Consider the following 26,372-nt stretch of genomic DNA (forward strand, 5'->3'; position numbering starts at 1 on the left):
TAACATTAGAGTCATCGCATCTTTTACTTCCATGGTCTCACTTTCGAAGGAAAACCATACCCACCCAAGAGTCAATTGTATCTATATTTTACCTGTGTTCACTCCTGCAAACAAGTGTTCTCATCTATTTTCTTGCATTTTTCTTTTATTCTATCTGTTGTCCATCATTTCTAGCATATAACGCTTATGTGTTCACGATGTCCCTCTGACTTATGCGAACGAAATGAGCGGCCGCCGTGCGTTTGTGTCCGCCTGCCCCCACTTCCTGGCAATCCTCTTTGCCGGACCGAGGAACCGCCAGGCTCCGATGCGTGGATATGATGTTATCTGATGGATTGGCCATAAAAAAACAGTTCAACTTTCCCTCTATGACATAAGGCAAAGATGAACTGTCTTTAGTTCCTGTTAAAATCTCTATGCGCACAAGTAGCAACTTCTTCTCCCATCAAGCCAACAAAGCCTGAGCGATCTGATCCACAATGCCATTGATGCCTGTGGGTCCATAACAGCCAATCCATGTCGCGGCATCGACCGAGTGTATGTGCTGGCGCTCAACGGTATCAAGCATTCCCCAGACACGTTGCTCTGTTGCGGATATTCCCTCCTGCATGAGTTCATGGCTAAGCAAGAAGTAATGGCTGGCGTGTACAGCCGGTAGTCTGTCAACTGAGATGTGATAGGCCGTGTCGGAGGTATCTGCCACAAATAACGGAACAGGCAGACCTAGATCATGGTACAGCACAGCCCCTGTACGATGAGAGGCAGAATGCACGCGAACCAGAGAATCCAGCGGACGGATCAGTGCCACGCTCTTGCCTGCCAGAACGGGAGCAAGTTCTTCGGACAGCAATGTGGTTCGTCGGTGATAATCCGTTATAATACGCTTTGCCTCTTCTCGTTTGCCTGTCAGTTCACCGAAAAGAGTCAAAATAGTCTGCCAGTTTTCATTGCGCTTAAACATGAGAACTGGAGCGATCCGGCTTAACTGTTCATAGTGCGGCTCATGTACCTCGGTGCAAATAATTAGATCCGGAGACAGTCGCTCCACTGCAAGCAGGTCGGGGTACTCATATGTTCCGAGTAATTCAGTATTCTGAAGTCCTGCCCTGATCGTTTGAGGGAAATGTAACACTGCATTGCCTAGTCCTACACTACCTGCTGGAGAGAGCCCCAGCGCAAGCAAATGATCGGCATATTGCACATCGAGTACAGCGATACGCTTCGGAGATCCGATAACATAGTATTCCCCTCGCATATGGCATATCACCGAGCCTTGGGCCGATTCATATGAAGAAGCTGTGCGGTTCCGCTGCAAGGAATGAGCATAGTCTATATCTGTTTTCAAAGCGGCATCAAGCCTATAACGCAGCGGAGGGATGCCATAATATTTCTTAAACGCCCTACTGAAATAATACATGTCGCGATAGCCCATTCTGTCAGCAATTTCACCGATGGGAGCATCCGTGTGACGCAGCATCCGCGATGCACTCTCCATGCGCAACTGAATGACATACTCAGTCAGTCCGAGCTGTTTCTCTTGTTTAAATCGTCGCTGCAGCTGTCTTAAGCTGCATCCAGCAAGGGCTGCCAGCTCTTTAAGCTCCAGATTCTGGCGATAATGCGACGCTATATATGAAGCGACAACATCCACCATGCCAGACGCTTCTCCTCCCTGACCACGTTCGTAATCCATGATCAGTTCGTAGATCATACCCTGAAGCAACGCATTGGCATGAAAACGTTCCATCCCTTCACCACGACGCCATTTGGCAACGATTTTTTCTGCATTCTCGATCCATTCTGCTTGGGTTACCGAATTTTGCACAAATGAAGTACGCAACGGGTGTTTGCGATATGAAGGCAAAACAAGAGAGGCTCCCTCCATGGAAGAAGCCTTGTACATGATCATGATATAATAAATGTCGTCTGATCTGGCCGTCAGCGTTAAGGATGTCCCCTTAACAACATGACCAGCAAAAGAAGCTCCAATGTGGCAAACCTCACCATTCATTGCAAGCTCCCCTTCCCCTCCGTATGCCAGCAACAACACATTCGAAGTTAATTCCGTTTCGCGAAGAACACTGCCTGTCTGCAAAGTACCGCTATACCCGTCAAGCATCTTGATCGTTGTATCACTCCATAGATTTGTCTGTTCTTGTAGCGGCATTTCTCTCATCTCCTGACAATAGCATCCTTTGCTAGAGTGACTCTCATGACTGGGCTTAACCAATTAACTACAATCAGGCCTGTTAGCAAAAGTAAAATTGTTGCTGTTGTCATTTTAATTGAGATTTATTCTCATTGTCAATTTTCGGACATTTTCTGCAATATTCCCCTGACATCTCGTAATAAAAACAACAGGTGGTACGCTTGCTTTTCACGGCTGGAATGCTGTCCTTATTTTTTGTGAACCGGGTGAACGGATTTCTTTTTACACCGAACAAATGCCCAGGCGCTCCTTGCGTCAGATATGAAAAATCTGCCTGGATGTGCTGACTTTCTTGGTCAGCATTGTCTACTTCAGGAGTATATAATGGGACAATACGTATCATGATATTCTCCCAAAGGATACTCATCGAAAGAGGAGCAATCGCAGCAAGCGTCTTTAACAGCGGTGCAAGGTGTAACGCAAACATCTCCTTTACCACCTTTTCCCGCCACACTTCCCTGTCTCCAGTTAGTGCTTCTGCCCGAAGCCCGTTCATAGCTAGAAAAGGAAAATGCGTCCCCCCCTCGTTAGCTGTGAGCGTCGGATGATAGAGAAAGCTGTTGTCTAGCCGAAAAGAAACATGCTGATGATGAACGGTCATCGCGGTCAGCAACGGAGCAATCCACAGGTAGCCGATTCGCTTAGCTAACATTGAAGCAGCTACCCTCATGTCAGGCGCACCAATATACTCTTGAAGCCAGCTTAAATACTCTCGGCATGCAGCTTCTTCATGTAGTTGGCTCAAAGCAATAATACGGACATTATCTTCAGACGGCTCACCAAGCCGAATCGAGTGTTCATCCACCGTTTGCTGCCATAAGTCAGTCGATAGATAATGGTCCATTTTAATTCGATCCCAACAGTGCTTCCGATGCCTGATCTACAATAATATTAATTGCAAGTGGGCCATAATAAGCGATCCAAAGTGTAGAATTAACATCATATGCACGGTTATTTTTGACTGCATCAAGGGATTTCCATACTGAACTGCTATCCAAAGCCTCTGCCTCTGCCGCAAACAACTCATCAGACAGAACAAAATAATGATCTGCACCAATCTCAGGAACTTTCTCCATCGAGATTTCAACGGAGGTATCATCTTTGATCTTCTGGACTAATGCAGGCATTTTTAAGCCCAAATCCTCATACAGAATGCCGCCTGTTCGATGCTCAAGACCATGAACACGAATGCCTTCTTTTCTCGGACGAATAAGTGCTACCGTTTCCTCTCCTAACTTCTCCGACAGCTTCTCCTTCAGTCCTGCAATTTTGTCCTCATAAGCCTTACGCACAGTTTCTGCCTCTGCCTGCTTACCTGTGATCGCAGCCACCGTAGCTAACGTATCTCGCCAATCCTCGTAGAAGTCAAGTACGATTGTGGGTGCTATTTTGCTTACACTCTCATACTCTTTCTCTTGAAAATCAGTCATTAAAATAAGATCCGGGTCCAATGCTACAATCGCTTCCAGATTGGGCTTGTCCCGTGTGCCTAAAACCTGTACGTCACCCGGCTTATCGCCTAAATATTCTGGAAATGTGGTATTGCCTTCAGCGATAACACTGCCTGCCGGCTGCTCGCCAACGGCTAGCAATTGATCCAGAAATTTGACATCAAGCACAGCAATTTTCTTTGGTTTCTCGTTAAGCGTATACTGACCCTTCATATGCGAGATCGTAACCGGGAAGGCTCCGGCAGTCTGAGACGCTCCATTCGAAGGCGTGTCCGTTGGAGTTGTAGCAGACGACTCATTGCCGCCATTTGTACCTGCTCCGGCACCGCAAGCCGTCAGTACAAGAACAAGGGCCAGCATCCAGCCCATTAAAAATCGTGATTTATGGTTAGCATGTGCCATGCTTCCGGCAGCTTGCCTCTTTGTTCCTTTATTCATGCTGAATCCTCCTTATGTATGATAATGATTTTCATTATCGAAATATAAGGCGAGTATAATATATCTCCACATCGCGTTACCATGTACTTTTGCGACATTTCAGCCGGACTAATGCGACATGTAAACCGCTATATCTTCATTTACAATTCTATCAGCTCTTTTACTAATTACTGCATAATCATCGTCTAATGTATCAAGCCAATAAAACCAAGAATCTCCCATTTTTTCTTTCCATTCATTTGGGAGTTCCGTTATTTCTAATCTAGCAACAACTATTTGATCTTCATTTTCTTCAAAAGAATATTTTTCTTTTCATTGATTTCTACCTCTTGCGTCAATGTACATTCCATATCCATTTGTTCCATTGAAACTACAACAGAGGTTTGTATGATAAATTTGTGGATGCTCTTCATTAAATTCTGAATGTGGAAACTCATAAAATGTTCCTTTGGATTCATAAACCATATTCGGTGAAACATCTATCTTTAATACCCTTTCGTCCGCAGATATTTCTAAAACATTTTGCTTTCTCCTTTTATCAAGTATCTCCTATAACGTTCTTGTATTTATGAACCCGTTAGGGGGTGTCTGCTGAAATTCCTCTCCGAAACTCATCCCGCAGACCAAGGTTCCATCGAAAACATAGTGTAAATATTGTGTTAAGTGAAGTTCAACTTTTTTTTGAATAACCTTTTTAAATTTAATGGCTTTATGAACGAGAGAGTTTAAAGTTCTCTAGATCTACATTGAATTTGCCTTTTACCAATATGTCTAATCCCAATAATCCGTTGATATTGTGATATTTAAATGAAGTAAAATCTATGAGTACATCTCTTAAAATAAAATCTCCTACCTGTATTCCCTTGATCCGTTTGGAAAATGCGTGTTCTTTCCCTCCAATTCCGTAACTTGTTATGATTTCGTCATCCATCCCGACCTGAATCCCAATATCATCTACTTCATCCTGTGAAATCAATGTATGGCTTGCTCCTGTGTCAATAACTATGTTATTTATGACTTTCTTTTCTCCATTAAAATGGACTGTTATTTCGGTGAACAACAGCCCATCCCTATATTCAATTTTCATTTATAGATTTCTCCTTAAACCAACATTCTTCCGAACCTTCACAATGACCTGGTCCTTAGAAGTATGATAAACCAAGGTTTTGTCTCGGCTATTCAACAACTCTCTTGTTGCTTCTTCGTCACTTACAGGACCAATCACAGCGACGTCATCTATGATTTCTTTATTTTCTGTCTCTTCGAAATGAAGAATTTCAAACTTTACAAATTGATTCGGGAAGATTTGTTGTACTTCTTGCCACTTCACATTAATCCCTCCTGTCCTTTTATGGTTACATTATATCATTTAATTAGAATTTCACTTAACGTTCCTGTATTCACAACCCTAGCGAATGCTGGGATGTCTGGCCTCTGCCGGACCGAGGGTACATGCCCGGTGCGTGAGTATATTGTTTAAGTAAAGTCACTTATCTTCGAGTTATATTCGTCACGATTTAGAAAAATTCTCAATATAATGTTTCATAAAAATTATATAATTATCATGACTTGAATCAATATTAAATATCTGTCTATCTGTTACACCTTTCTCTCTTACTTCTATTTTTATGTTTCTTTGGTTACGTTTAAACTTGATATCTAGAAAAACTTCTTTTATTAAATCGTGTTCTATTTGACTATCTCCCGGGAAATTAAAAATATGTTTTTCTGTACTTGCATTGAATAGTGCAACAATATCTATAAAGTCTGACACTTGTTCTTTATTTGGAACAACAAATTCATGTTCAACTAAATTCCTTACAGAATTTATTTTATTTAATATTCTAGGAGCAATAATTCCTAAGTTTTTTAAAGTCTCTATCTTCTTAGGTACATTCCATTTTTTTGAATTTCCAAAAAAACCAAATGCAATCATCAAACAATCAATTTGGCAGTCAAGAGATCTCTTTGCATTTGAGAGAGCATTTATTAAACTGTGTTTTTCAGTTCCCGATTCTAAATCAAATTCAGCAAAGGACAAGTATTCTGAAGGCGTAACATCAAATGGTATATCTATTTCTTCATGTCCACGAGAACTCCAATAACTATTATCATTACTTAGAAAATCAATCACCTCAGAAAATTCCATAAGATCAACTCCAATTTAGTATTTAGGTGATTTCACATAACGTTCTTGTATTCACGAACCCTCACTGGCTTAAGGAGCGAACGCGCCGGGTCCGACGGACTTAGCCAGTGCAGGGTTGTCCGGCTGCTTCCACTCCCCCAAAATGTCTCTGCCGGACCGAGGGCCGAATGGCCCGATGCGTGAATATTTTGTTATCTGATGCCAATGCCTTCTTGATTAACTTTCAAATGTTGCTTTGACTCGTTTTGAGTTTTTAAAATACAAAATCCATATTGATCCAAAAATAATTGTAGAGATTAAACTTGGGAGTTCATCTATTTTGTTAATTGTGAGAATGAAGTTTAAAAATCCAAATATTATAGTGATTATTTCAATTTGAATTATTATATTTGGTCCTTTCCTTTTCTTCTTCAATATAAGCACTAGAGAAACAATAATTAAGACTTCAGAAAATAAATATATTCCGACAGAAATAGTTCTAGTAAGATTCCAACCAATTGTTCCAACTAACATATAAATATAAAATTCGAAATAAAGACCTATTAAATTACTTATAAGTAGATAAAAAGAATAGATCACAAAGAGAAGCAGCCAGCCTTTAATTCCACTCATACTATTCTGAGATAATTGCATTATTGGCTCCTTAATTTTTGTCTTTTATTTGCATTGAGCATTGGTTTCAGATAACGTTGTTGTATTCACGACGCCCCACCACCTTGAAGGAACGAAGTGACTGGCCGCAGCGCGGTTGGGTGGTGGGGGTGTGTTCGCCTGAATCCACTTTCAGCTTTGCCTCATCGGGCGAACCGAGGGCCGAAGGGCCCGAAGCGTGAATATTTTGTTATCTGAAGGATCGGTCTGCTTGAACTACTATCAATAACTATTCAACCTTTACTTCAGCAATAAAGAAATTCTCTCCAGGTATTGAATCTCCAGCCATTCTTCTTATCATTGACAATTGACCAACATGTGTCATTGCATCTGATAATGGTCCTTGAATCAGTTTTTCGATAATTCTATCTTTGTTTGGTATTCCATTTGATTTCATTAAATTGTCTAAGTTATGCAGCTCATTAAAAAATGTCTGTACTTCGTCATTCCAGTTTCCTGATTCTTTCTTAAGTTGTACTTGGTTATCAAAAACGGATTGGGCATATCTTATGACATCAGACATGTGTGCCAAAATTTCAATTGGAGTTCTTACACCGTTACCGAGCTCATAATTCGGGTAATTACTTGGAGCATTTAGAATTGCTTTTGAACATCGATACCTGAGAGACGAGAGGTAATGTCTTAAAAAGTAAATTTCATCCATTTTTATTATCCCCTTTTCTAATTCTTCTCTTTTTAAAGGTCTACCGATCTTTCATATAACGTTCTTGTATTCATGACCCAGCGCATGCTGGGTGTCCGGCGACTGCCGGACCGAGGACGAATGTCCGATGCATGAATATTATGTTATCTGCTGTTTCTCACTTCTTTGACTAAACAGTAAGCAAGTCTTTTAACGACCATTCATTATCATTTCCGTCTTTTGAAACAAACCAAATATGAGTGTATTTTTCTGGCTTGTATATCTCATTTTTATTTCTAAGAAAATCACTCATTCCGAATATAGGAGAAGCGTTCCTAATTAAAAGCGCTATTGGATATGCAGCATCATACTTCTCTATCTTTTTTTCCTTCTGTTTCAGTAGTTCATTAAGAACCTGCATATAGCTGGCTGAATTTTCTAATCCATGCATTTCCTCAGCCGATCTTCCAAATAACATTTTAGCTTCGTCGGCATCGTAGAATAGGTGAGTTACTTCTAGACCTACTAATCCATCTTTTATGCTCTTTAAGATATAATCTGGACGCTCACGTCTCTCTATTACTTCTAAGTGATCTTCGCGATTTAAATTATATAAATCTACAAAGATGCTAACGGCAGCTTCTTCTAAGGCAGATTTTTCATCATCATGATTTTTCATTACTTCTCCCTCCCTAAATATATTTGAGAAATTGCAGATAACGTTTCTGTATTCACGACCACAGCGTATGCTGAGGTGTCCGGCTCCTGCCGTACCAAGGACGAATGTCCGCAACGTGAATATTATGTTAAGTGATGTTCCTCTGAATTACCTATCAAATACGTCTTGAAAATATTTATCCATTAATCCTTTATTCTTAAATCTGTCTTTAATATGTTCTTTTGCTCTTAAACAAGCATTTTTATAACCTTCACTTCTCATACTGTCCGCAAGAAAAACCATTTCAATTATTGGATCACTTGGTTCCAACTCGTATGCTTTGGACAGCATGTTTTTCCCTATGCTTTCCCAATGCTCATAGTCTCCAAAATGATGAGGAAACAAAGTGATCATATAACCGAAAATCAATAAAAACTGCGTCTCTTTCGAGAAATTATGTATCCCTTCTTCTGTAATTTCGTTTAATGTCAATTCAATCATTTCATAATCGTTATCATCAAGCCCCTGAGTAACAAACGTATTTCCAGATTCGACACTCAAATACCAGGATATAAAACCTAAATTCAAGCATATACTCAAGTCACGCTTCCCTTTGTCCCACTCTCTTTTCGTTGACAGAAAGGCTTCTTGATAATTTTTTGCAGTCTCAAATTGATTTAATTGATCTCCATTAATCATCCTCTAGCTTCCTTTCAATTTTGCCTCGGAATTTCACTTAACGTTCCTGTATTCACGAACCCTCACTGCCTTAAGTGACCAACGGGAGCGGCCGCGATGCGGTTAGGCAGTGCAGGGTTGTCCGCCTGTTAATCTTCCCTGAAAATCCTCGGGCGGACCAAGAGGCGCGACAGCGACCCGCAGCGTGAATGTTTTGTTATCGGATGTCAATACCTTCCTCGAACCTCTAAAAATCTTGGAGTCAGTTTCGCTTTTGTTTTTATATCTTATAGTTTTCTTGCCTTTATCACAAAAGTTACTGGAAGCATTTTTGCTCTCTTTGCCATATCGCTGTTATCATCCCGCAATTGCATAAACTCATAATCACATTCCTCAATCATTAGCTCAATTACAAACCCAGCTTTTGCAAGCGCGTTTACATAAGTTGACAGCATACGGTCCGCTAACAATAGCTCACCTTCATCAACTGCCACCGGATACCAACCTTCATTAAAGTAACTCTTATTAATTACAAACCTATCATTTTCTGTAGTGACCCATCTGTGTATAGGGTGAGACCAACTGAAAATAAATAGCCCGTCTTTTTTAAGGTAAGAAGATATTCGTCGAAAGGTACCCTCAAGATCGGTGGTCCAACCTATGGCATAAATTGAATAAACATAGTCAAAATAATCCGTCGGGATGCCGCATTCTTCTTCCATGGGAGAACATATCAATTTTGCTGCTATTCCACATGACTTCAAATGTTGCGCTGCCTTTTCAATTTGTCTTTCTGAAATATCCACAGCCCATAGTTCAGATGCGTTTCGTTCCCCTTGATATTGCAAGGATTGACCATTTCCGCAGCCGATCTCCAGCAGTTTTTTTCCTGAGATATCACCAAAGAGCTGGCAATTTTCTTCTGAGATAAATGCTCCATAATAAGGGAGCACGATTGCTTTTAAGAAGTCATTGCCTTTGGTATCCCAATATAGGCTGTTTGTTTTATGAACAACATTCTTTTTTAAGTCTTCCGAGCTGCCGACACCATTTTCCCCGTCAACAATAATGCTTCTTCTATTTAATGAATTCTTGTCCATGAAGGCACCTTCTCTTAGTAGATATTTATATTTGAACATTTCAGATTTGCATTAATTTCTGATAACGTTTGTGTATCTACGAACCCTCACCACCTTAAGGACCGTAGGTCCGGCCGCGATGCGGTTAGGTGGTGCAGGGTTGTCTGGTGAATAGGCTTCCTCAAAATCCCTCTTGCAGACCAAGGCCGTCAGGACGCAGCGTATATACGATGTTAACTAATGTTCCGGCCTCCTTCGAAATAATCAATACTCTGGTCTTTAAATAGTTCTTTCAATTCCCTTGATGTTTCACTAACAAAGATCTTAATAATTTCTGCTTTAAAATAGATAGGTGCTATATGAGGTTCATTCTTTAGATCTTGCAGCCATCTCACCTTATTATCCCTATACTGATTGACTTCAAGCTGCGTAATGTAAGGATTTATTGTATATCCCTTAGCTTTTAAGAGTTTTGTAAACAGTTTTTCAGTACTTCCCATTGATCTTAAGAGATCAAATTCTACTTGGCTAACTTCAAGGTTATATGTCTTTCTAATATCATTCTTTTCGCCTCTGTAGTTTTTCTCAAAATCGAAATAGACGGTATCTGTCCACCTTAAATCTGTATAAATATGTGAAAAGTAACCTATAACAAAGTCCTTCCATTCTGGTCCCGCTTGCTTCAGTAAATATTCCTTGCACTTCTCCATGATCAATTCCTTGGCTGGTAATTTATCGTTATGTACGAGATGAGTCACACCTTTTTCTTCCCTGGATACCTTCCCTCTCATATGAATCGCATCCGGAGCAATACTGCCTAATAAAAAATTGGGTGAGGGGTCATTAATAGAAAGGTTTTCTGAAATTGCAAAGTGTACCATAGGCCAAGGCAAATTAATTCCTCCTTTGATATTTCCTTCAATCATGAACTTGTCGGAATTTCAGTTAACGTTCCTGTATTCACGACTCGACGTATGTCGAGTGTCCGGCGAATGCCGGACCAAGGACGAATGTCCGCAGCGTGAATATATTGTTATGTGATGCTCCAGACCTCTTCGAATTATCCTACTCTATTAATCTCTCCAACTTACACTGGAATGATCTTCAATCTCTTGTAACAAGAATTCCTCGAATGTATCAAATAACTTAATAGCTGATGCCGGGTTTTCCATTCCTTCGTACCAAAGAAATACAGGTGGATTCTCGCCCATATTGACATCAAAAAATCTAATTTCATACCCTTGGTGCATTGAAAAGACAAATGAAGTATTTGGTAAAGTAATAGGGTTATTATTCTCTTCTAATAATTCTTTTGCCCATCCTTGAATTTCAATAAGATTAATATAATTAACAACTGTTCCTTGAAATAATCTGCCTGATTCGTGTCCAACCGCAAACAAAAATTCTTTATACATTCCCGGTAGCTTAAAACCAACCTTATCCTCTAATTTAATTATCTCTTCTTCAGTACAACCAACGAGAGGTGTGTTAATTAGTTTCTTCTTCATTAAAAGTATTTTTATATCCTCTTGTTTCATGCTTACACCTCTAAATATTCATTTTGGAGTTTCACATAACGTTCCTGTATTCACGACGTCCGACGAATGTCGGATGTGTCTGCTGAACCCGCTTCCATGAAATTCATCTAGCAGACCAAGGCTCCGTTTGGAGCCACAGCTTGAATATTATGTTATGTGAAGTCGCTATTTATAAATCTTGATCTTCTCTGTAACGTAATAATGTATCTTCAAGTTTTTCTAACAACATTTTCTTATATATATTGTCATCGATAAAAATTAATTCTTTTAGTTCATTGGAAAATCTCTTAATAACATTCACTAAAACAATTATCATTAAAATAGAAAAGGTACTAACGACTAACATTGAAATAGCTTGTTCTTCAGTTGTAATCATCTTGTACTTAAAGGTGAGATACTGTATCCAAATTGGAACAAAGAGTGAAATAAATATTCCTGGATTAATAAGAGAAGGGAATTTACTTTTCTCAATATCTTTCTCAAGTCCTTCTATCAGTAATTTAATTTTATTTTCTGTGTATAAATGATTTCTATTTAAGTGTTCTTTTAGAATATCTATCTGCATTGTTTCAAATTCCGGTGTTCGCCAAGGCCAACCACTCGGATTGATGTCATATTTCTGTTTCACAATTATCTTAGCTTTCTTGTTCACTAGTGAAAACATGAATATCAATATCAATAATGTAAAAATAAAAAGGATTAAAAACCATATGCCTACTGTGCGAAACTCTGTCCATACCAAGCCTATCAACAAACCATAAATCATTGGTAAAACCGATACCATAAAAAGAAAAAACGAAATTCTCAATAATGTGTATTTCATTCTCATAAACCGAAATACCAATCGATAAGATGTGACTTTCTTTTTATAAAACTTCACAAGTAATTCAATCATTTTTGTCCTCTAATTTTCGTTTTATCGATTTCACATAACGTTCCTGTATTCACGACCCAACGAATGTTGAGTGTCCGGCGCATGCCGGACCCAGGGCGTATGCCCGCAGCGTGAATATTATGTTATAAGTTGTTGGCGTCTTCTTCGAGTTACTGAATTAAGATTTTTAATTTATCAAGGAAATTTTCACTGAACAATCCTGTTAGTGATCCTATAATAAAACCACCTAAAAAATCCTCAACGGTAATTGCTTTGGTAGTATTAGATTTCCTAGCTGTTACTAATGCAACTAACAGACCTAATAGTATACTTCCTGACATTGAACTCCAATTGATTTGAGTAAAACTATTGGATGATATTAAACTAAGTTTAATAAGATACCCACAAATTGATCCAAGCATACTTCCTGTAGGTACAGCAAATGCAGACGGATATATTTTTATTTTTTGAGTTATAGAACTATTAATAGCAGTACCATTTTCAGACTCTTTGTAACTTGTTTTAAATTGCGTTTCGCCAACTTTAGATTTTAATAAGTGGGGCGCCTTGAAACTAAAAGGGAATGTCAACGTTTCTCCAGCAGCTAAAGTAAATCCTTTGTTTAATTCGTTTGAACTTCCTAACTCACTTTGCAAATTTATTTTATCTATAATCCTTTTTAGCTTATCTTTATTTATTAAAAATGCTCTTTTAAGAAATCTATCCTCTTCTATTTTTCCCATCACATCATGTTCAATTCGTTCAACATCTTCCCAATCATCTATTTTCAAGGCTTCGATGGCCCACGTTGGTGTACTTTTAACAGTTTTCTTACCTGTGAGATATCCAAACATCCCGGCATATATATCTATTACTTGTACGAATAATAAAACAAATTTTTGAAATGTATTCAAAGAGTTTAGTTGATTTCTTTCATATGCACTATCAATCTGTTTTTGCATTTCATTAATTATTTTATTTTTCTTTTCCTCTAGCTCAGACAATTCCACATTTTCAATTTCATTTAATGAAGTTAATTGTTGACCAATCGTATGTGTAGGAAAAACATCTAATTGATGAATGTCCTTACCTGATATGTTTGTTACATTTACGGAAATAGTGTATTGTGTACTGCCTACAATCTGTTCATCTGCTACAATATCTATTTTGAGTTTTTTGTTTTTCATGTAAAGCCCCCATAAACTCTTTAAATTTCTGTCTGCGTCAATTTCTTATAACGTTCCTGTATTCACGACCCGACGTATGTCGGGTGTCCGGCGAATGCCGTACCCAGGGCGTATGCCCGCAGCGTGAATATTATGTTATGTGGTGTACCGGGCTTCTTGAATCTACTTACAAATGATCGCTTCTGTATTTACTTATGTGCTCTTCTAATGTCTTTCTCGCTTCTTCATAGGTTCTAATCACTTCATCCAATTCATTCTTCAACTCTTTATGTTCTTTCCAATATTCTTTCTCCACTTTGAGTATCGAACAAAATAAATCTCCGATATATAAATCTCCTGATCCGAATGGGTTCTGTATTAATTGCTCTAAGGCTAGAGGTAAAAGAAAATCTAGATTCATTTGTTGCCCAATCAAAAGTTAAATCTTCATTATTCAATTCACAAAGAGGTCTCTTCCTTAATCGATGTACTTGGATCACTAATGAAGAAGCAAAATTCGGTTCACCCCAATATTTTCCTTCAAGTTCTTTAAGGGTTTTGGTTAGATCTACTTGTTGCATGGCTTCACCCTCTTAAATAAATGGTTTCCGGTATGTCACATAACGTATTATTTACGAACTTCCGAAAGAATGCTCTCTTCGTCATATTCACGAACTTCGTGAATCCTGCACTTTTCTCCTTATTCCCGCACTTTCTGCGTTTCAATCCTCCAGCCCGCTCATCCGATCCAACGGACTTTGAATCCGCCCAATGTCCCGTCTGCTCACATGTGTATACCGCTCCGTCGTTCGCACACTCTGATGCCCCAGCAGTTCCTGAATATAGCGAATATCGATCCCATTCTCCAACAAGTGTGTCGCAAAGGAATGCCTTAGCGAATGGATGCTCACCTGTTTGCGAATGCCCGCTTCAGCCAGCGCTTTTTCAAACACTTTCTGCGCTGAACGTTCCGTCAGGTGGCGGCCTTCCCTCTGCCCTGGAAACAGCCAGTCTTCCGTCTGCTCTGCCCCTATGTACTGCTCGACCACCGCAAAAGCCGCTTCGGAGAGCAGCGTTTGCCGATCCTTCCTGCCCTTTCCCTGACGGACTTTCAGCACTTTCCGTTCCCGGTCGCAGTCTTCGGGACGCAACCTCACCACTTCGCTTACCCGCAGCCCGGATGTATACGTCAGGTACAGAATAGCCCGATGCTTTGGATTTTTCACTGCTTTCAACAGACGCATAACCTCATTCAGGGACAGCACATCTGGCAGTTTACTCTCCTTTTTCGGACGAACATAGGCGGCGGATTTGGGCTGCTTTAGCACATGGCGAAAATAAAATTTCAGCGCGCTGATCGCTTGGTTAACATAAGCGTGCGAAAGGCCTTTTTCGAGCAGCGCCAACGCATATTTTTGCACCGTCGCATCATTTATGCTTGCTTCGGTCCCTTGCAATCTTGCAAAAAAGCGTTCCGTTTGCAATATGTATGCTTTAATCGTCTTGCTGCTGTAGCCTCTTGCCACCAATGCATCGCGCATTTCTTGCCGCTGATCCGGGTTCCATTCACCTCGTTCCGAAGAAGATGGAACCGCATTAGCCTGCGTGTCCCGCCGATCCAGCCATTCCCGGATGAACGGCAGCTCTTTATTCAAGCGCTCGTCGCACTCGAACTTGCAGCTCCGATACGCTTCCAACATGCTTTCTACAGCCGAGATACTGTAAGGAATGGTCCATATTTTTTCGTCTGGAACCCATTTCCTGCTCGGTATGGATCGAATCCCTTCTCGCTCCTTGACTCCGTATCGCTCCAACCGTACGCCGATCGTTTTTTCATCCCGATAAAGTAGGTTTATCTTCATCTCACTTGCCTCCTTAGTATATCAGCCGTTCAAAAAATTGGAAATCTAATTTCGCACAAAAAAAGGGACTTAAGATGGATATTCATCTTAAGTCCCTGATTCTTTCAGAGTAAATTATTGAATCGTTAAGTCCAATTTACATTATCATAAAATGTCTTACCTTTACTTGTCCAGTTCCTCCATTACATCATCCCATAGCAACGCCGTCACCTTCTCCAACAAATCCCCCGGCATAAGGTTCAGTAGGTATCCTCTTGGAACTCCCCCACCTCACCGCAGAAACAAAAGAAGAGCCTGATTATTTGTTTCTCATTTATTAAGAAAATAAGGATAAGCCGCTAAAAAGCGTAGTTTCCCACCGTTTCTTTCAGGCAAACCGCTTACATTACAATCATATATAAAGAACAACGAATTATATATACCATCTATTTTACTCAAGTCATTTAATAGTGGAGATAAAAAAGAATCAACATAGGAAACATCTCTTATGCCCTCATCTACTCCATCGATCAGAAAGACTCCTTCAGCAAAATCTTCGTCAAAATCAACTATTTTATGGTCATTTAAAAAACCGCTAAAAACATCCTCATTCTCATCTTCCGGGTAATTTATCTCAACATATTCAAATAACTCATCATCAGAGGCAAAGTGACCGTACCAGACGGACACCATATTTTTTTCAAAGCAATTCATATCTTCACCCCGCTAAAATTTCAGTTAACACGTATGGTCTATCTGTATCCCCGCAACAGCTACTATGAACCCTACCTCCACAACGGCTGTTGAATGAAGGAATCCGTTCACCTTTGCTTCGCAGTAACTATATCAGATACACGCCTACCTTTGTACCAAAAGAAGCAGAAAACATCCTATTAAAAATTCTGCTATAATATTTTCCAGTGTCATTCCCCCTTATCAAATAAAAAGGTGAACAATCATGCTATCATTTTCCAGATTAATTAAATGCAAACCCCCGATCCCGTAATTCCTTTGCCAGCTTATTGAGATTTTTGAATGATAAGGGGGATATTGGCTGTGCAAAGAAAAATCTCAAATCCATCGTTGTTGTTATTCATTATCCTTGTCGGTTTCCCACAGATTAGTGAAACGATATATACACCTTCCTTGCCGGATATTGCTCGTCATTTAGGAGCAAGCAATGGCATGATCCAGCTAACGCTCAGTGTGTACTTTCTGGGCTTTGCCTTCGGTGTTTTTTGCTGGGGAAGGCTGTCCGATTCTATCGGACGCCGTCCGGCCATGCTATGGGGTATTCTTGTGTATGCAATAGGCTGTCTTGGTTGTTACTTGTCTGGCTCTGTCCAATGGTTATTGGTCTGTCGATTTATCCAGGCTTTCGGGGCCAGCGTCGGCTCTGTCGTCACTCAGACCATTTTGCGTGAGCACTTTGATGGGCCCCGTCGTCATGAGATGTTTGCCCAGATTTCCGCAGCGCTTGCATTTACACCCGCCATAGGACCACTCATTGGCGGATGGGTCGATCAATCGCTGGGCTTTCGGGCGGTATTTTTCACGCTCGTTGCTATAAGTGTAGCGATATGGTCATATACTTGGACTTCCCTACCGGAGTCCCGAGTGGAATCTACAGTGAAAATCAGTATTCTTGCTGTGACAAGACGCCTCCTCACTGATCGCAGAGTGTGGGGATTCGGGTTTCTCATCGGGGCAACCAACGGCATATTGTTCAGCTATTATGCGGAAGCACCATTTATCTTTATTAAATTTTTTCATATGAGTCCTGGTGTATTTGGTTTCTTCGGTATCCTAGTGGCGCTATCCTCCATATGGGGAGCGATGCTATCCAGAAGAATGCTGATCCGATTCCAGGCAGAGCAAATTATTATGCGCGGCTCGATCATTTCAATGGTGGGCGCTATTAGTTTGACAGTGCTTGCTGTTATCGGAATAAAAGCTACCCTATCTGATCTGGTGCTCATCCTCATAAGCATTTTCATTCTACTGCTAGGCATAGGCATGACGATTCCGAACTGTCTCAGTCTGGCGCTGATCCAATATGGAGATGTTCTCGGTACAGCAGGAGCGATCTTCGGATTGGGTTACTATGTGATCGTTAGCTTGATTACCAGTGGCATGAGCCTTCTGCATAATGGATCATTGGTAACAATGCCATTGTATTTTTTCAGTCTGACCATTGCTATGGTTCTGGTAAGCCGGCTGCTTGCTCAATCTAAAGTGAGATAGTCTGGTATTTCAAACAATTTATCATCGTTAGCGCTGACTTTAGCTATAGCGAGCGACCATAGATGAACGAAGAGAAAGAGCCTGTATATTCGCAGGCTCTTTCTTCTCAACATTATAGCCGCCGAGCAAACACATCCTTGGTAAAAATATGCTTATCGTATGTCAATGAAAAAAGGATTCGACTCCCATTAACCGCCTTAAATCTGCTGTTGAAATAAATAGCATCCTCTAGTTCCATATTCCCTACAGTTAATTACGAAGAAAACCAATGGCAACTAGGAAAATGTGAAATTGAAAAAGCCCGCACTGATCGCGGGCTTTGCTGTATATTTAGTCAAATTCATGCCAGACTTGTTACTCAACCTTGAACTGTTTTAATTCGTCTTGCAGCTTAGTGGACAATTGGTTTAATTGTTTGGAGAGTTCAGCAACCTGTTCGAAGCTCTCCAATTGTTCCTGCGTGCTAGCGCTGACCTCTTCGGTTGAAGCGGAATTCTCTTCGGTGGTGGAAGAGATGATCTCCAGCGCCTGCAAAATCTCATCTTTGTGCTTGTGGACTTTGGAGGTGTTGGTGCTGATCTGGATCATTCGTAATTTCAAATCTTCCAAATCCTTGTTAATGCTAAAGAACACCTGCTTCGTGTCCTCTACCGATCTGGCATTTTCTTCTGCAATTTTCAGACCATGAACGGTATGCTCAACCGATACACTGGTTTTTTCTTCAATCACACGGACCTTCTTGTAGATTTCCTGTGTTGCTAGCGCCGTCTGCTCAGCCAGCTTGCGAACCTCCCCGGCAACGACAGCAAACCCTTTGCCCTGTTCTCCTGCACGCGCAGCTTCAATAGAAGCATTGAGCGCCAGTAGGTTGGTCTGTGTTGCAATTTGGTTGACCGTATCCACAATGCCTGAAATCTCATGACGGCTCAGATCGATATCCTGAATGATGGCCGACATCGCTTGTGTGGAATTGTGATTTTCTTCCGCCCATCTGGATAACTGATCTACTACCGCAAGCCCCTGTCCGCTTTGCTCAGCAGAGATTTGCACCATCGATTCGATGGCTTTGGCATCATTGGCAATTTCGTCAATTTGGCCGGATAAGGCTCCGGTTTTTTGTAAAATGTTATCCGTCTCGATGGACTGGTAGTTCGTCGCATTGGCAATTTCATTAATTGCTGTCGCCGTATCGTTCATCGTGATCGCGGTTCTGGAAGAAATGGATTGCAAATCATTTGAAGACTGATTCAAGACTTGAGCTGAGCCGCCCACCATTTGGAGCATGCCTTGAATTTTTTGAACCATATTGTAAATTCCTTGAGAAATTTGCCCGATTTCGTTGTTGGAATGCGTATCAAACGGAACGGTCAAATCCCCATTTTCAATCAGCTTGATTTTGGCAAGCAATTTCGGGATTGATCTCAACAGATAGCGGAGCGTTATATAACAAATTATAACCAGCAGGATGGTAGCTGCAGCAAAACCGCCAATCGTAATCCAGGTAAAGGTTCTTAGTTCTGAGAGTGCCTCTTGTTCAGAGATGGTTAAGCCTACGGACCACCCCGTATCTTTACTGGTTGCATACCCAATGTAACGACGCTCGCCATTATCATTAATCAACTGTACTCCAGACTCACCAGCAATCATTTTCTTACCGATCTCGCCAAGATCACCTGTACTTTCGTTAATCTTTTCTTTCAGCACTTTATTTTGATCAGGGTGATACAAAATATCACCTGTTTTGGACGCAAGAATTGAATAGCCTGTGCTTCCAAGCGAATAGCTTTGCATAACAGCAGGGATGTCTTTGAAAGCAATATCGACAGCAGCAAATCCGATTAATTGGTTACCGCTATCCTTGATCGGATAGAAAATGCCCATGACCACATTCCCCGTATTGACGTCCTTATAGGGTTCTGAGTAGTATAAACCGTCTGCTTCAACAGCTGGCTTGAAGTATGGGCGTGTATTGATATCGAAATCCGGCTTGGAAACAGCACCATCATTTTGTAGAAAGAAGCCTTTACCAGCTATTCCCGCAATCCAAGCATCAGCAAATGATGGCTCTGCCTTGACAATCGCTGCCAGAGTCGCTTGAGTTGCCGCAGCATGTGGAGAAGTTTTCGCCATCTCTGCTGATTCGGTGGTTTCTATATATTGTCTAAACAAAGTGTTGGTTGACATTTGCTTGACTAGCGAACCCTTTTCCTTAAACAACGCATCGAATTGACTAACGGTGGCCTGCGTCTTGGTCTGGAGCATGGCCTCTTGCTGCTTGACAAGTATGCTTCGCGTGCTTGCAAACATGAACGTCCCCAAGATTGCAAAGACGACAACGATAATAACTAACAAGACCATGGCCAATGTGTTCGCGATGCTGGATGATCTGGATACGCGCTTCTTCATATTTTGTGACATGCTGCCATCTCCCCGAGGAATATTGAGCGAAAAGCTCTTAGATAATATGTCGGAAGTTTGCAGCTATTTCAATAGGTTTTTAGTATATACAATTTAAAGTTTCGCTATCTGATTCCTCATAGATTCCCACCTAACCTGTTCCGCAACTCCAGCAAAAGATTAGGGCAGCACAAAGAGCCTCCGTCAGACGTAGGCTCTTTACTAAAAGCTATGTATGAACGCAGGGTTATGTGGACTTAAAGTGTACGAGCGATCAGTAAGCTCAACCCCATTATTCTCTATCATTAGCCTAGCTGCATCGTTGTGATACACGTATCGTTTTTCTCATATGTAGAGAATTCAGTTTCAGCCGTTTTACCTTCATGATTGACGCTAATGCGGTAGGTTTTATCCCTCGGCAGCCATAGATCAATAAAACCATTGGGTTGTGATTTCATGGCAGCATTCTCCATGATGACATTCCCTTCGGAGTCGTGAACGGTCACATTGAATTCTCCGTTTTTTATTTCGCCTTGGCAGCCGGTTAGACTATGAGTTGCACAAGGGTGGGTCTCTTCTACATATGGCGCAATCGAAACAAAAAACTCGTTGTCAGGCAAATTATAAGTTATGGGTTGGGCATTGTCTCCATTAACAATTAACTGACTGGAATTAATGGAAGCGGATTGACCTGTTCCCTTGCCTGCGCTGAAATCATGCACCAATTGCTTGATATCTGTTGTCCCGAGCTTGTCCGCTCCTTCTTTCTGCATATTTCCTGCAATCAGGTACGTGCCCAATGCCGCAACAACCAACCCTGAAGCGACCAAGATTCCTTTTTTCATCTGGAGTTCATCTCCTTGTCCGTTTTTAAACATTATAATGTAGAACGCGCCGTAACGGACAAAATACGGTACTGAAGTCACCAGATATTCACATCTTTGCTTGTTTATCCAGACGTATCTGCGTTACATTAGATGATCACCAAAGAGGGGCAAGGAAGTATGAGCAACTCTACTGTCTCAACGTACAAACACCCCACCACTCCTATGGAGCTATGGGGCACAATTCTTTTTAACGATCCCGGTTCACAATATAATTCATTAAGTGCTTCAGAAAAGCGATATTGCGGGGTACCTCTTTTAATGCTTCCATGGCAAGGCAGTAGTGCTCCCACATTTCTTTACTGGCACCTTCGTAACCAAGGATGGACACGAAATTCGAGTTATTGTTATCTGAATCCTGACCCACAGGTTTTCCAAGTAACAGCGTATCTCCTTCCACATCAAGCAAATCATCTTTAATCTGAAAAGCAATTCCCATATGATAGGCAAATTTCTGCAAAGCAGCAATCTCCAGCTCCTCGGCCTGTGCGAGCATGGCTGGCATAACGAGACAAGCCTCGAACGCCACTCCTGTTTTGTAAAAGCACATCATATTCAGCTGTTCCAATGTCAAAGCCTTTCCTTTGGAATCCAGATCCATCGCCTGCCCCATACACATATCCTCTGCCTTACGAGCCGAATATTGTATCAAGGCAAGTACAGTCTCAGCATTGAATTGGTTCAGTGACGATTGTTCCCCGATAGCCTTCTGGATCAGATATAGTCCGGTTAATTCCGCAGTAGCGCTATTGTGCACCTGATGTAATGTCTGACGCCCTCTACGGGTAGACGCGTTATCCTGGGAAGGCAAATCATCAAAAATCAGGGAGGCTGTATGCATATATTCCAATGATCTTAGAAGAGGCACGATTGCCGAAGCGTCTAAGCCATATTCATTCACACCCATGACCCAGGTCAATATAGGACGTATCCTTTTCCCATCCCCCTCAAGACTATAATTGGCAGCATCAATAAGATGTTCTTTCATGGCCTCGATCCCAGAAGGCTTGGTAATTTTCAATTGGTTGTTAATCTGGTCACGGACGGTTTTGACCATATTCATAAAGTCTTCTTTTTCCCTTGAATCGTTTTTCAGATGGGTAATCATCTGGTCCCGAAGCAGCTTATCGAAGAAATCTACATCCTCTGCTTTGCCTACCATCTTCTGAATGAGACGATTAAATTCAGGATTTCCAGATGCAAAAATCTCCATTATTTCATTGTACTTTTCTGCACCTACCCGTTCTTTATAACGTTTGAGTCCATTTATTGCACGGTCCAGTATCACCTCGCGAGCCATAGCATCCGAGTCATATACGTTATGGATCAAATTCGAAATGACCGCCCAGTATAGTTCGAAGGGATTGATCAAATCCGATCTTTGATGATGATATTTTAAATAATAGGTATAGGGTGTTACCGCACCGTCCCTCATATCGTCGGCCATATCTGCAAAATCATCAGCAAGCTGGTTATAGATACCATAATAGAATGTTCGTTGCTCAAACCCTCCATCCTCAGGAGCACTAATCACGGAACGGACAATCAAACGGGAAGAAGCAGATTTTAAAATAACGGGTATATAAAGCTCTTCATTGGTGTAATTAGCTCGTGTTAGATCCTTATCCCGGTCGATATCTTGAGAATGAAAGAAAACATAGGACTGCTCGAAAAAGGTTTGCTGTGTGTCTGGCCGCTGATGTGCCTTAATATACTCAAAAGCATCCGAGAGCTCCGAATGGATATAGCGAATGAACTTCATATGATCGCCGGACCAGTCGCCCAGTTCTGGCACAGATCCGGTAAGAAGCGCGGTACGTATCATATGGGAATATTGTTCTTTCTCTTGAACGGTCAACAGCTGAGAATCGAGCAGATCATCAATAAAAGGATAAGTCAACCCATAGGAATACCCAAGCCTGATGGCTTTATCCAGTCTGCGCGAACGTTCAACAGGTGACACGGCTTCGTCCATTTCTTCCATCACATGCAGAATAACCCCAATGATGATTTTAATCAGTTTGCGCTGGGCATGCTCTGCATCCATTTCCTCAGGAATATGAGAAGCTACAGAGTTAAGCTTGTTGATTAGCCAGATTACAGTGGTTTCGATCCCTTCCTTTTGAGACCACCGATACACCCCGGCTAAATTCATAAACTCCGCTTGATCTCTCCTGTTAGCATGGGTGGGTTGAAGCAAATATCTTTTTACGTCAGCAATGACGCGCTGAATCCGGGTCTGTGTGTCGACAGAATCTAGAGCCTTGCCTAGATCCCTCATGTAAATATAAGAGACACTCCGCTTCAGATAATCATCCAGTTTCCCTGTGTAACTCAGCCATTGAATATATCTGTAGTAATCCCGGGTATCCGGCTTTCTCTTATTCCGCGAAAAGAAGGATAACCATGAAGAAGAATGGATATGATTCCTTTTCCATATATGGATATCTTCTGTAAGAGAGGTCACATAAGTTTTATTCTTGACCTGATTATAGAGTGATGCAAAATACTGAAGCGCCTTCTGTTCAGCCAGCTGATATCCTGTATCGGCTTGAAATTTTTCATTCATATGATGCATTACCTCAACTTCTCATTTTGTTAAACATGGTTGCATTTCTCCCTGAGGGAACGAATTTGGATCATGTTTTTATCTTTATACGGAATAAAGTCTGTGAAGTTACGAATAGATTATATCCTTCTATATATATGCTACAATTTCAGAGTAGAACGAAAATAATGATAGGGAGGCATAACGTTGAGTATTAGTCTAGTTAAAGGACAGAAGGTAGACCTAACCAAAAATAATCCATACTTATCCGTGCTAAAAGTAGGCCTTGGATGGGACCCTATGAAGGGTAGAAGCATGGATATTGATGCGTCAGCGCTGCTTCTTAATGAGAACGGCAAGCTGACCCAGACGAAAAATCTAGTATATTTCGGAAACAAAAATAGCCCTTGTGGGGCCGTCGTACATAGTGGTGACAACTTGACAGGACATGGCGACGGTGATGATGAAGTCATTACCGTCTCCCTCCAGCAACTACCACCGGAAGTGCATAGAGTCGTATTTATTGTGAATATATTCCGTTTTTTCAGCTTTGGTAGACGTAAAGATTTCAGTATGGTGAACAATGCTTATATTCGAGTATTGGATGCGTCCCAAGATGAAGAGATTCTCCGATACAACTTGACAGAGGACTATAAAGGGATGTGTAGTATCCGTGTAGGTGAAGTATACCGCTATGGAGGGGAGTGGAAATTCGGTGCTATTGGAGAAGGAAGCACCATTACCTCCCTGAATGAGCTTGTCAAAACGTATGAATAAGCATTTTTGGTGTTAAGGAAAAACCCACGTCTGACGTGGGTTTTTACGCTAACTCTCCTATAGTCACCTGATACAGCAGAGAACCTTCACGGAGCAGCAGGCGGTCTTTTCTGAAATCCTGTTCGTGCGGCTGAAGGAACTCTTGATCGTCATTTAAAAATCGAATGTGTTGTCCTTTGCTTAAGTTGCCTGGCTTCACATTCTTTTTCAAGACATATTGTCCGTTCTTTCCATACCCGCCATCGAACAAAAAGTGATACCCATCTGTAGCCACCCCGGAGCAGCCGGAAATCCTCGGATTCATAAACGTAATATTCGTACGGTCGCTACCGGAAATACGCCCTAACGAAAAGTCTGAATAGTAATAAAACCAGATTTCCTGTTCGCTGACCACGTTCAAAGCATAGCAATCATGAATGTCTGCCGCTTGGTTTTCATATATTTTGTGTCCTTCTTTATTCCAGGCGACAAGGCCGGAGGATCCCACAGGCTCATTCCAACCATAATTCCCAAATATACCTTCATCAAAATAACTGGTCCAGATCGTACCTTCCCCTGTAACCTGAACACTCTGGATACCGTCTCCAAGCAGCAGTTCATTCACAGTACGACCTTCATAATCAATAATTTTACCATTTAAATCATATTGGCCCGATTCATAATAATGACATCGCGCTCCGACGAGCAGTAGATGATGATGTAGAGGCTGTACATAATGATAGTTAAACTGCTGTCCCTCCACATACACTTCTTCAATATGATCGTCTAGAATGAGTATCTTGTAAGTACGTCTCTCTTTAAGAGAGGCAGGCGGGAACATCCCCCGCACTCGTTCTGGGACTTTATCAATTAGCAAAATATACACGCGCCCATCAGGGCCAAATTGGGTCGAAACGATCTCAAACCCTTTAGTATAGTTGGAAATATCGACAAATGAATGAAGCTGTTTATTTAGATGCGACAATGTAGTTCCTCCTCTGAAAGATCAGTAAAGTGAAGTATGATTTGTACTGGACTTCATTTTGTCATAACAACATGCTACTGAGGAGGGCGGAAGTATGGCGATATGGATAGTGATCCCAAGAGATGAGGCATCGGCAAAAATATTGGGAACAAAAAAAGCCGGGTTCTGCTCATAATAAAAGCAACCCAGCTTGATCTTTATAGATGTCCCTCTTAAAGTGTCTGGCCCTTGTCGGCCTTCTGCCATAAAGCCTCAGTCAGCTCATCGATCATCTCCTTCATCGCCAGCTTCTCACGCCAGTGATTCGGGATACCGCTTAGCCCGTAATAAGCTCCTGCAATTTGCCCATACACCGCCCCGGTCGTATCGGCGTCATCCCCCAGATTTACGGCCAGCAGTGCCCCCTCTTCAAACGAAGTCGAATGGTGAAATGCCCACAGCGCAGCCTCAAGGGAACGAATGACATAGCCGGTTCCCTGTATTTCGGGCGGCTCCTTATCCTTGTAAGAACCCTGAATGATTTCTTCAATGGCTGCCGAATAAGCTGGCTGTTCCTGCCGCCGCCACTTATAGCAGATGTCGGCTGATAACATGGATTCTTTGTCCGCTCCCCGCAGACCTGCCACAAGGATTGAAGCAAGCACAGCACAGGCCTCCACACTTTCGACTGCTCCATGGGTGGTTCGCGAGCTCAGTTCGGCGTACATCACGGCCTCTTCCGGACGGTTCGCATAGGCCATGGCAACAGGTGCAAGCCTCATGATCGAGCCATTACCAGCAGTCATGGGGTCAACGGACCCACTGTACGGCTCTCCAGTGGCCTCGAAGCGATGCAATGCTGCTCTCGTCGCACCGCCGATATCAAAGCACGTTCCCGTGCTGCTCATATATCCCAGGTGATACCAATTGGTGTAGCGACGCATTTGGTCCGCTGGATCAAAGCTATCTTTTTGCACCATACTCTCGGCTAAACAAAGTGCCATAGACGTATCGTCGGTCCACTGCCCCGGCTTTAACCCAAAGACACCGCCGCCCACGATATCCGTTACAGGTTCAAATGTACCTGGACTGCTGAATTCCACAGTGGTTCCCAAAGCATCACCCACGGCCAGTCCAGCGAGACTTCCATAAAAACGATCCTTGATCAGTGCCATTTTGATGTACACTCCTTTAATAATTGTTA

29 protein-coding genes are annotated in these 26,372 nt (G+C 41.6%); 2 read left to right on the forward strand and 27 right to left on the reverse strand.

From position 1 onward, the window contains the following. Positions 1-184: 184 nt before the first annotated feature. The 21 genes from ACYCS5_RS03415 to ACYCS5_RS03515 all read right to left on the reverse strand — a co-directional run bounded on the left by ACYCS5_RS03415 (position 185) and on the right by ACYCS5_RS03515 (position 16,068). The gene (locus tag ACYCS5_RS03415; RefSeq protein ID WP_203055986.1) at positions 185-343 is read right to left on the reverse strand and encodes a hypothetical protein; all 159 of its coding nucleotides are present in this window, start codon (positions 341-343) and stop codon (positions 185-187) included. A 102-nt stretch (positions 344-445) separates the two neighbouring features. Next, entirely contained in the window at positions 446-2,167 is a 1,722-nt protein-coding gene (locus ACYCS5_RS03420; protein WP_165149843.1) for a helix-turn-helix domain-containing protein, read from the reverse strand. Positions 2,168-2,276: 109 nt separating this feature from the next. Further along, a complete protein-coding gene (locus ACYCS5_RS03425; RefSeq protein WP_165149841.1) occupies positions 2,277-3,053 on the reverse strand; it encodes a (2Fe-2S)-binding protein in 777 nt (258 codons plus the stop codon). Position 3,054: 1 nt separating this feature from the next. After that, on the reverse strand, positions 3,055-4,098 hold the full coding sequence (locus ACYCS5_RS03430) for an ABC transporter substrate-binding protein (RefSeq protein WP_165149839.1): 1,044 nt from the start codon (positions 4,096-4,098) through the stop codon (positions 3,055-3,057). A gap of 272 nt (positions 4,099-4,370) precedes the next feature. Further along, positions 4,371-4,556 (reverse strand): hypothetical protein, encoded by a 186-nt coding sequence (locus ACYCS5_RS03435; RefSeq protein WP_324279572.1) that lies wholly within the window; start codon positions 4,554-4,556, stop codon positions 4,371-4,373. Positions 4,557-4,807: 251 nt separating this feature from the next. Continuing rightward, complete coding sequence (locus ACYCS5_RS03440; protein ID WP_013372313.1) at positions 4,808-5,185, reverse strand: retropepsin-like aspartic protease; 378 nt, start codon at positions 5,183-5,185, stop codon at positions 4,808-4,810. Continuing rightward, complete coding sequence (locus ACYCS5_RS03445) at positions 5,186-5,428, reverse strand: hypothetical protein (protein WP_013372314.1); 243 nt, start codon at positions 5,426-5,428, stop codon at positions 5,186-5,188. A gap of 180 nt (positions 5,429-5,608) precedes the next feature. Further along, positions 5,609-6,247 carry a DUF4145 domain-containing protein gene (locus ACYCS5_RS03450; RefSeq protein WP_013372315.1) on the reverse strand — a complete coding sequence of 213 codons (639 nt, stop codon included), beginning with the start codon at positions 6,245-6,247 and terminating at the stop codon, positions 5,609-5,611. 216 nt (positions 6,248-6,463) lie between these two features. Next, positions 6,464-6,859, reverse strand: coding sequence for a DUF2569 family protein (locus ACYCS5_RS03455; protein WP_459760800.1), 396 nt, complete (start codon positions 6,857-6,859; stop codon positions 6,464-6,466). 268 nt (positions 6,860-7,127) lie between these two features. Then, positions 7,128-7,562 (reverse strand): hypothetical protein, encoded by a 435-nt coding sequence (locus ACYCS5_RS03460; RefSeq protein WP_016324600.1) that lies wholly within the window; start codon positions 7,560-7,562, stop codon positions 7,128-7,130. Between the two features lie 169 nt (positions 7,563-7,731). After that, the gene (locus ACYCS5_RS03465; protein WP_069010394.1) at positions 7,732-8,220 is read right to left on the reverse strand and encodes a hypothetical protein; all 489 of its coding nucleotides are present in this window, start codon (positions 8,218-8,220) and stop codon (positions 7,732-7,734) included. Between the two features lie 147 nt (positions 8,221-8,367). Next, complete coding sequence (locus ACYCS5_RS03470; RefSeq protein WP_069010393.1) at positions 8,368-8,898, reverse strand: hypothetical protein; 531 nt, start codon at positions 8,896-8,898, stop codon at positions 8,368-8,370. 266 nt (positions 8,899-9,164) lie between these two features. Next, the gene (locus ACYCS5_RS03475) at positions 9,165-9,977 is read right to left on the reverse strand and encodes a class I SAM-dependent methyltransferase (RefSeq protein WP_013372320.1); all 813 of its coding nucleotides are present in this window, start codon (positions 9,975-9,977) and stop codon (positions 9,165-9,167) included. A gap of 212 nt (positions 9,978-10,189) precedes the next feature. Further along, positions 10,190-10,849: a hypothetical protein gene (locus ACYCS5_RS03480; protein WP_129549696.1), complete on the reverse strand. Its 660-nt coding sequence runs from the start codon at positions 10,847-10,849 to the stop codon at positions 10,190-10,192. Between the two features lie 180 nt (positions 10,850-11,029). Continuing rightward, positions 11,030-11,494, reverse strand: coding sequence for an SMI1/KNR4 family protein (locus ACYCS5_RS03485; RefSeq protein WP_341039711.1), 465 nt, complete (start codon positions 11,492-11,494; stop codon positions 11,030-11,032). Between the two features lie 169 nt (positions 11,495-11,663). Continuing rightward, the gene (locus tag ACYCS5_RS03490) at positions 11,664-12,146 is read right to left on the reverse strand and encodes a hypothetical protein (RefSeq protein ID WP_232795411.1); all 483 of its coding nucleotides are present in this window, start codon (positions 12,144-12,146) and stop codon (positions 11,664-11,666) included. 392 nt (positions 12,147-12,538) lie between these two features. Then, entirely contained in the window at positions 12,539-13,555 is a 1,017-nt protein-coding gene (locus ACYCS5_RS03495; RefSeq protein WP_459760801.1) for a hypothetical protein, read from the reverse strand. 166 nt (positions 13,556-13,721) lie between these two features. After that, positions 13,722-13,913 (reverse strand): hypothetical protein, encoded by a 192-nt coding sequence (locus ACYCS5_RS03500; protein ID WP_459761295.1) that lies wholly within the window; start codon positions 13,911-13,913, stop codon positions 13,722-13,724. Next, entirely contained in the window at positions 13,822-14,115 is a 294-nt protein-coding gene (locus tag ACYCS5_RS03505) for a hypothetical protein (RefSeq protein ID WP_459761365.1), read from the reverse strand. The genes ACYCS5_RS03500 and ACYCS5_RS03505 overlap by 92 nt, the downstream gene beginning before the upstream one ends. A 141-nt stretch (positions 14,116-14,256) precedes the next feature. Next, complete coding sequence (gene xerA, locus ACYCS5_RS03510; RefSeq protein ID WP_459760802.1) at positions 14,257-15,396, reverse strand: site-specific tyrosine recombinase/integron integrase; 1,140 nt, start codon at positions 15,394-15,396, stop codon at positions 14,257-14,259. A gap of 309 nt (positions 15,397-15,705) precedes the next feature. Further along, on the reverse strand, positions 15,706-16,068 hold the full coding sequence (locus tag ACYCS5_RS03515) for an immunity 22 family protein (protein WP_459761296.1): 363 nt from the start codon (positions 16,066-16,068) through the stop codon (positions 15,706-15,708). Between the two features lie 363 nt (positions 16,069-16,431). On the opposite strand from ACYCS5_RS03515, the gene ACYCS5_RS03520 reads away from it, so the two are divergent. Further along, positions 16,432-17,619: a multidrug effflux MFS transporter gene (locus ACYCS5_RS03520; protein ID WP_459760803.1), complete on the forward strand. Its 1,188-nt coding sequence runs from the start codon at positions 16,432-16,434 to the stop codon at positions 17,617-17,619. 354 nt (positions 17,620-17,973) lie between these two features. Here ACYCS5_RS03520 and ACYCS5_RS03525 read toward each other — a convergent pair whose 3' ends face one another. The 3 genes from ACYCS5_RS03525 to ACYCS5_RS03535 form a co-directional block, all read right to left on the reverse strand. Further along, complete coding sequence (locus tag ACYCS5_RS03525) at positions 17,974-20,037, reverse strand: methyl-accepting chemotaxis protein (protein WP_459760804.1); 2,064 nt, start codon at positions 20,035-20,037, stop codon at positions 17,974-17,976. 284 nt (positions 20,038-20,321) lie between these two features. After that, positions 20,322-20,861, reverse strand: a complete 540-nt coding sequence (locus ACYCS5_RS03530; protein WP_165149793.1) for a CueP family metal-binding protein — start codon at positions 20,859-20,861, stop codon at positions 20,322-20,324. Between the two features lie 229 nt (positions 20,862-21,090). Next, positions 21,091-23,478, reverse strand: a complete 2,388-nt coding sequence (locus ACYCS5_RS03535; RefSeq protein ID WP_459760805.1) for a polyprenyl synthetase family protein — start codon at positions 23,476-23,478, stop codon at positions 21,091-21,093. Positions 23,479-23,655: 177 nt separating this feature from the next. Here ACYCS5_RS03535 and ACYCS5_RS03540 point away from each other — a divergent pair, with 177 nt between their 5' ends. After that, entirely contained in the window at positions 23,656-24,225 is a 570-nt protein-coding gene (locus tag ACYCS5_RS03540) for a TerD family protein (protein WP_069010531.1), read from the forward strand. 43 nt (positions 24,226-24,268) lie between these two features. On the opposite strand, the gene ACYCS5_RS03545 is transcribed toward ACYCS5_RS03540, so the two are convergent. From ACYCS5_RS03545 to ACYCS5_RS03555, 3 genes are read right to left on the reverse strand one after another with little or no spacing between them, the layout of a single operon-like run. Then, positions 24,269-25,189 carry a hypothetical protein gene (locus ACYCS5_RS03545; protein WP_340886097.1) on the reverse strand — a complete coding sequence of 307 codons (921 nt, stop codon included), beginning with the start codon at positions 25,187-25,189 and terminating at the stop codon, positions 24,269-24,271. Between the two features lie 21 nt (positions 25,190-25,210). Continuing rightward, entirely contained in the window at positions 25,211-25,435 is a 225-nt protein-coding gene (locus tag ACYCS5_RS03550; RefSeq protein ID WP_152526673.1) for a hypothetical protein, read from the reverse strand. Continuing rightward, complete coding sequence (locus tag ACYCS5_RS03555) at positions 25,402-26,343, reverse strand: ADP-ribosylglycohydrolase family protein (RefSeq protein ID WP_029515476.1); 942 nt, start codon at positions 26,341-26,343, stop codon at positions 25,402-25,404. The genes ACYCS5_RS03550 and ACYCS5_RS03555 overlap by 34 nt, the downstream gene beginning before the upstream one ends. Positions 26,344-26,372 lie beyond the last annotated feature (29 nt).

The sequence above is a fragment of the Paenibacillus sp. SEL3 genome (assembly GCF_054602585.1).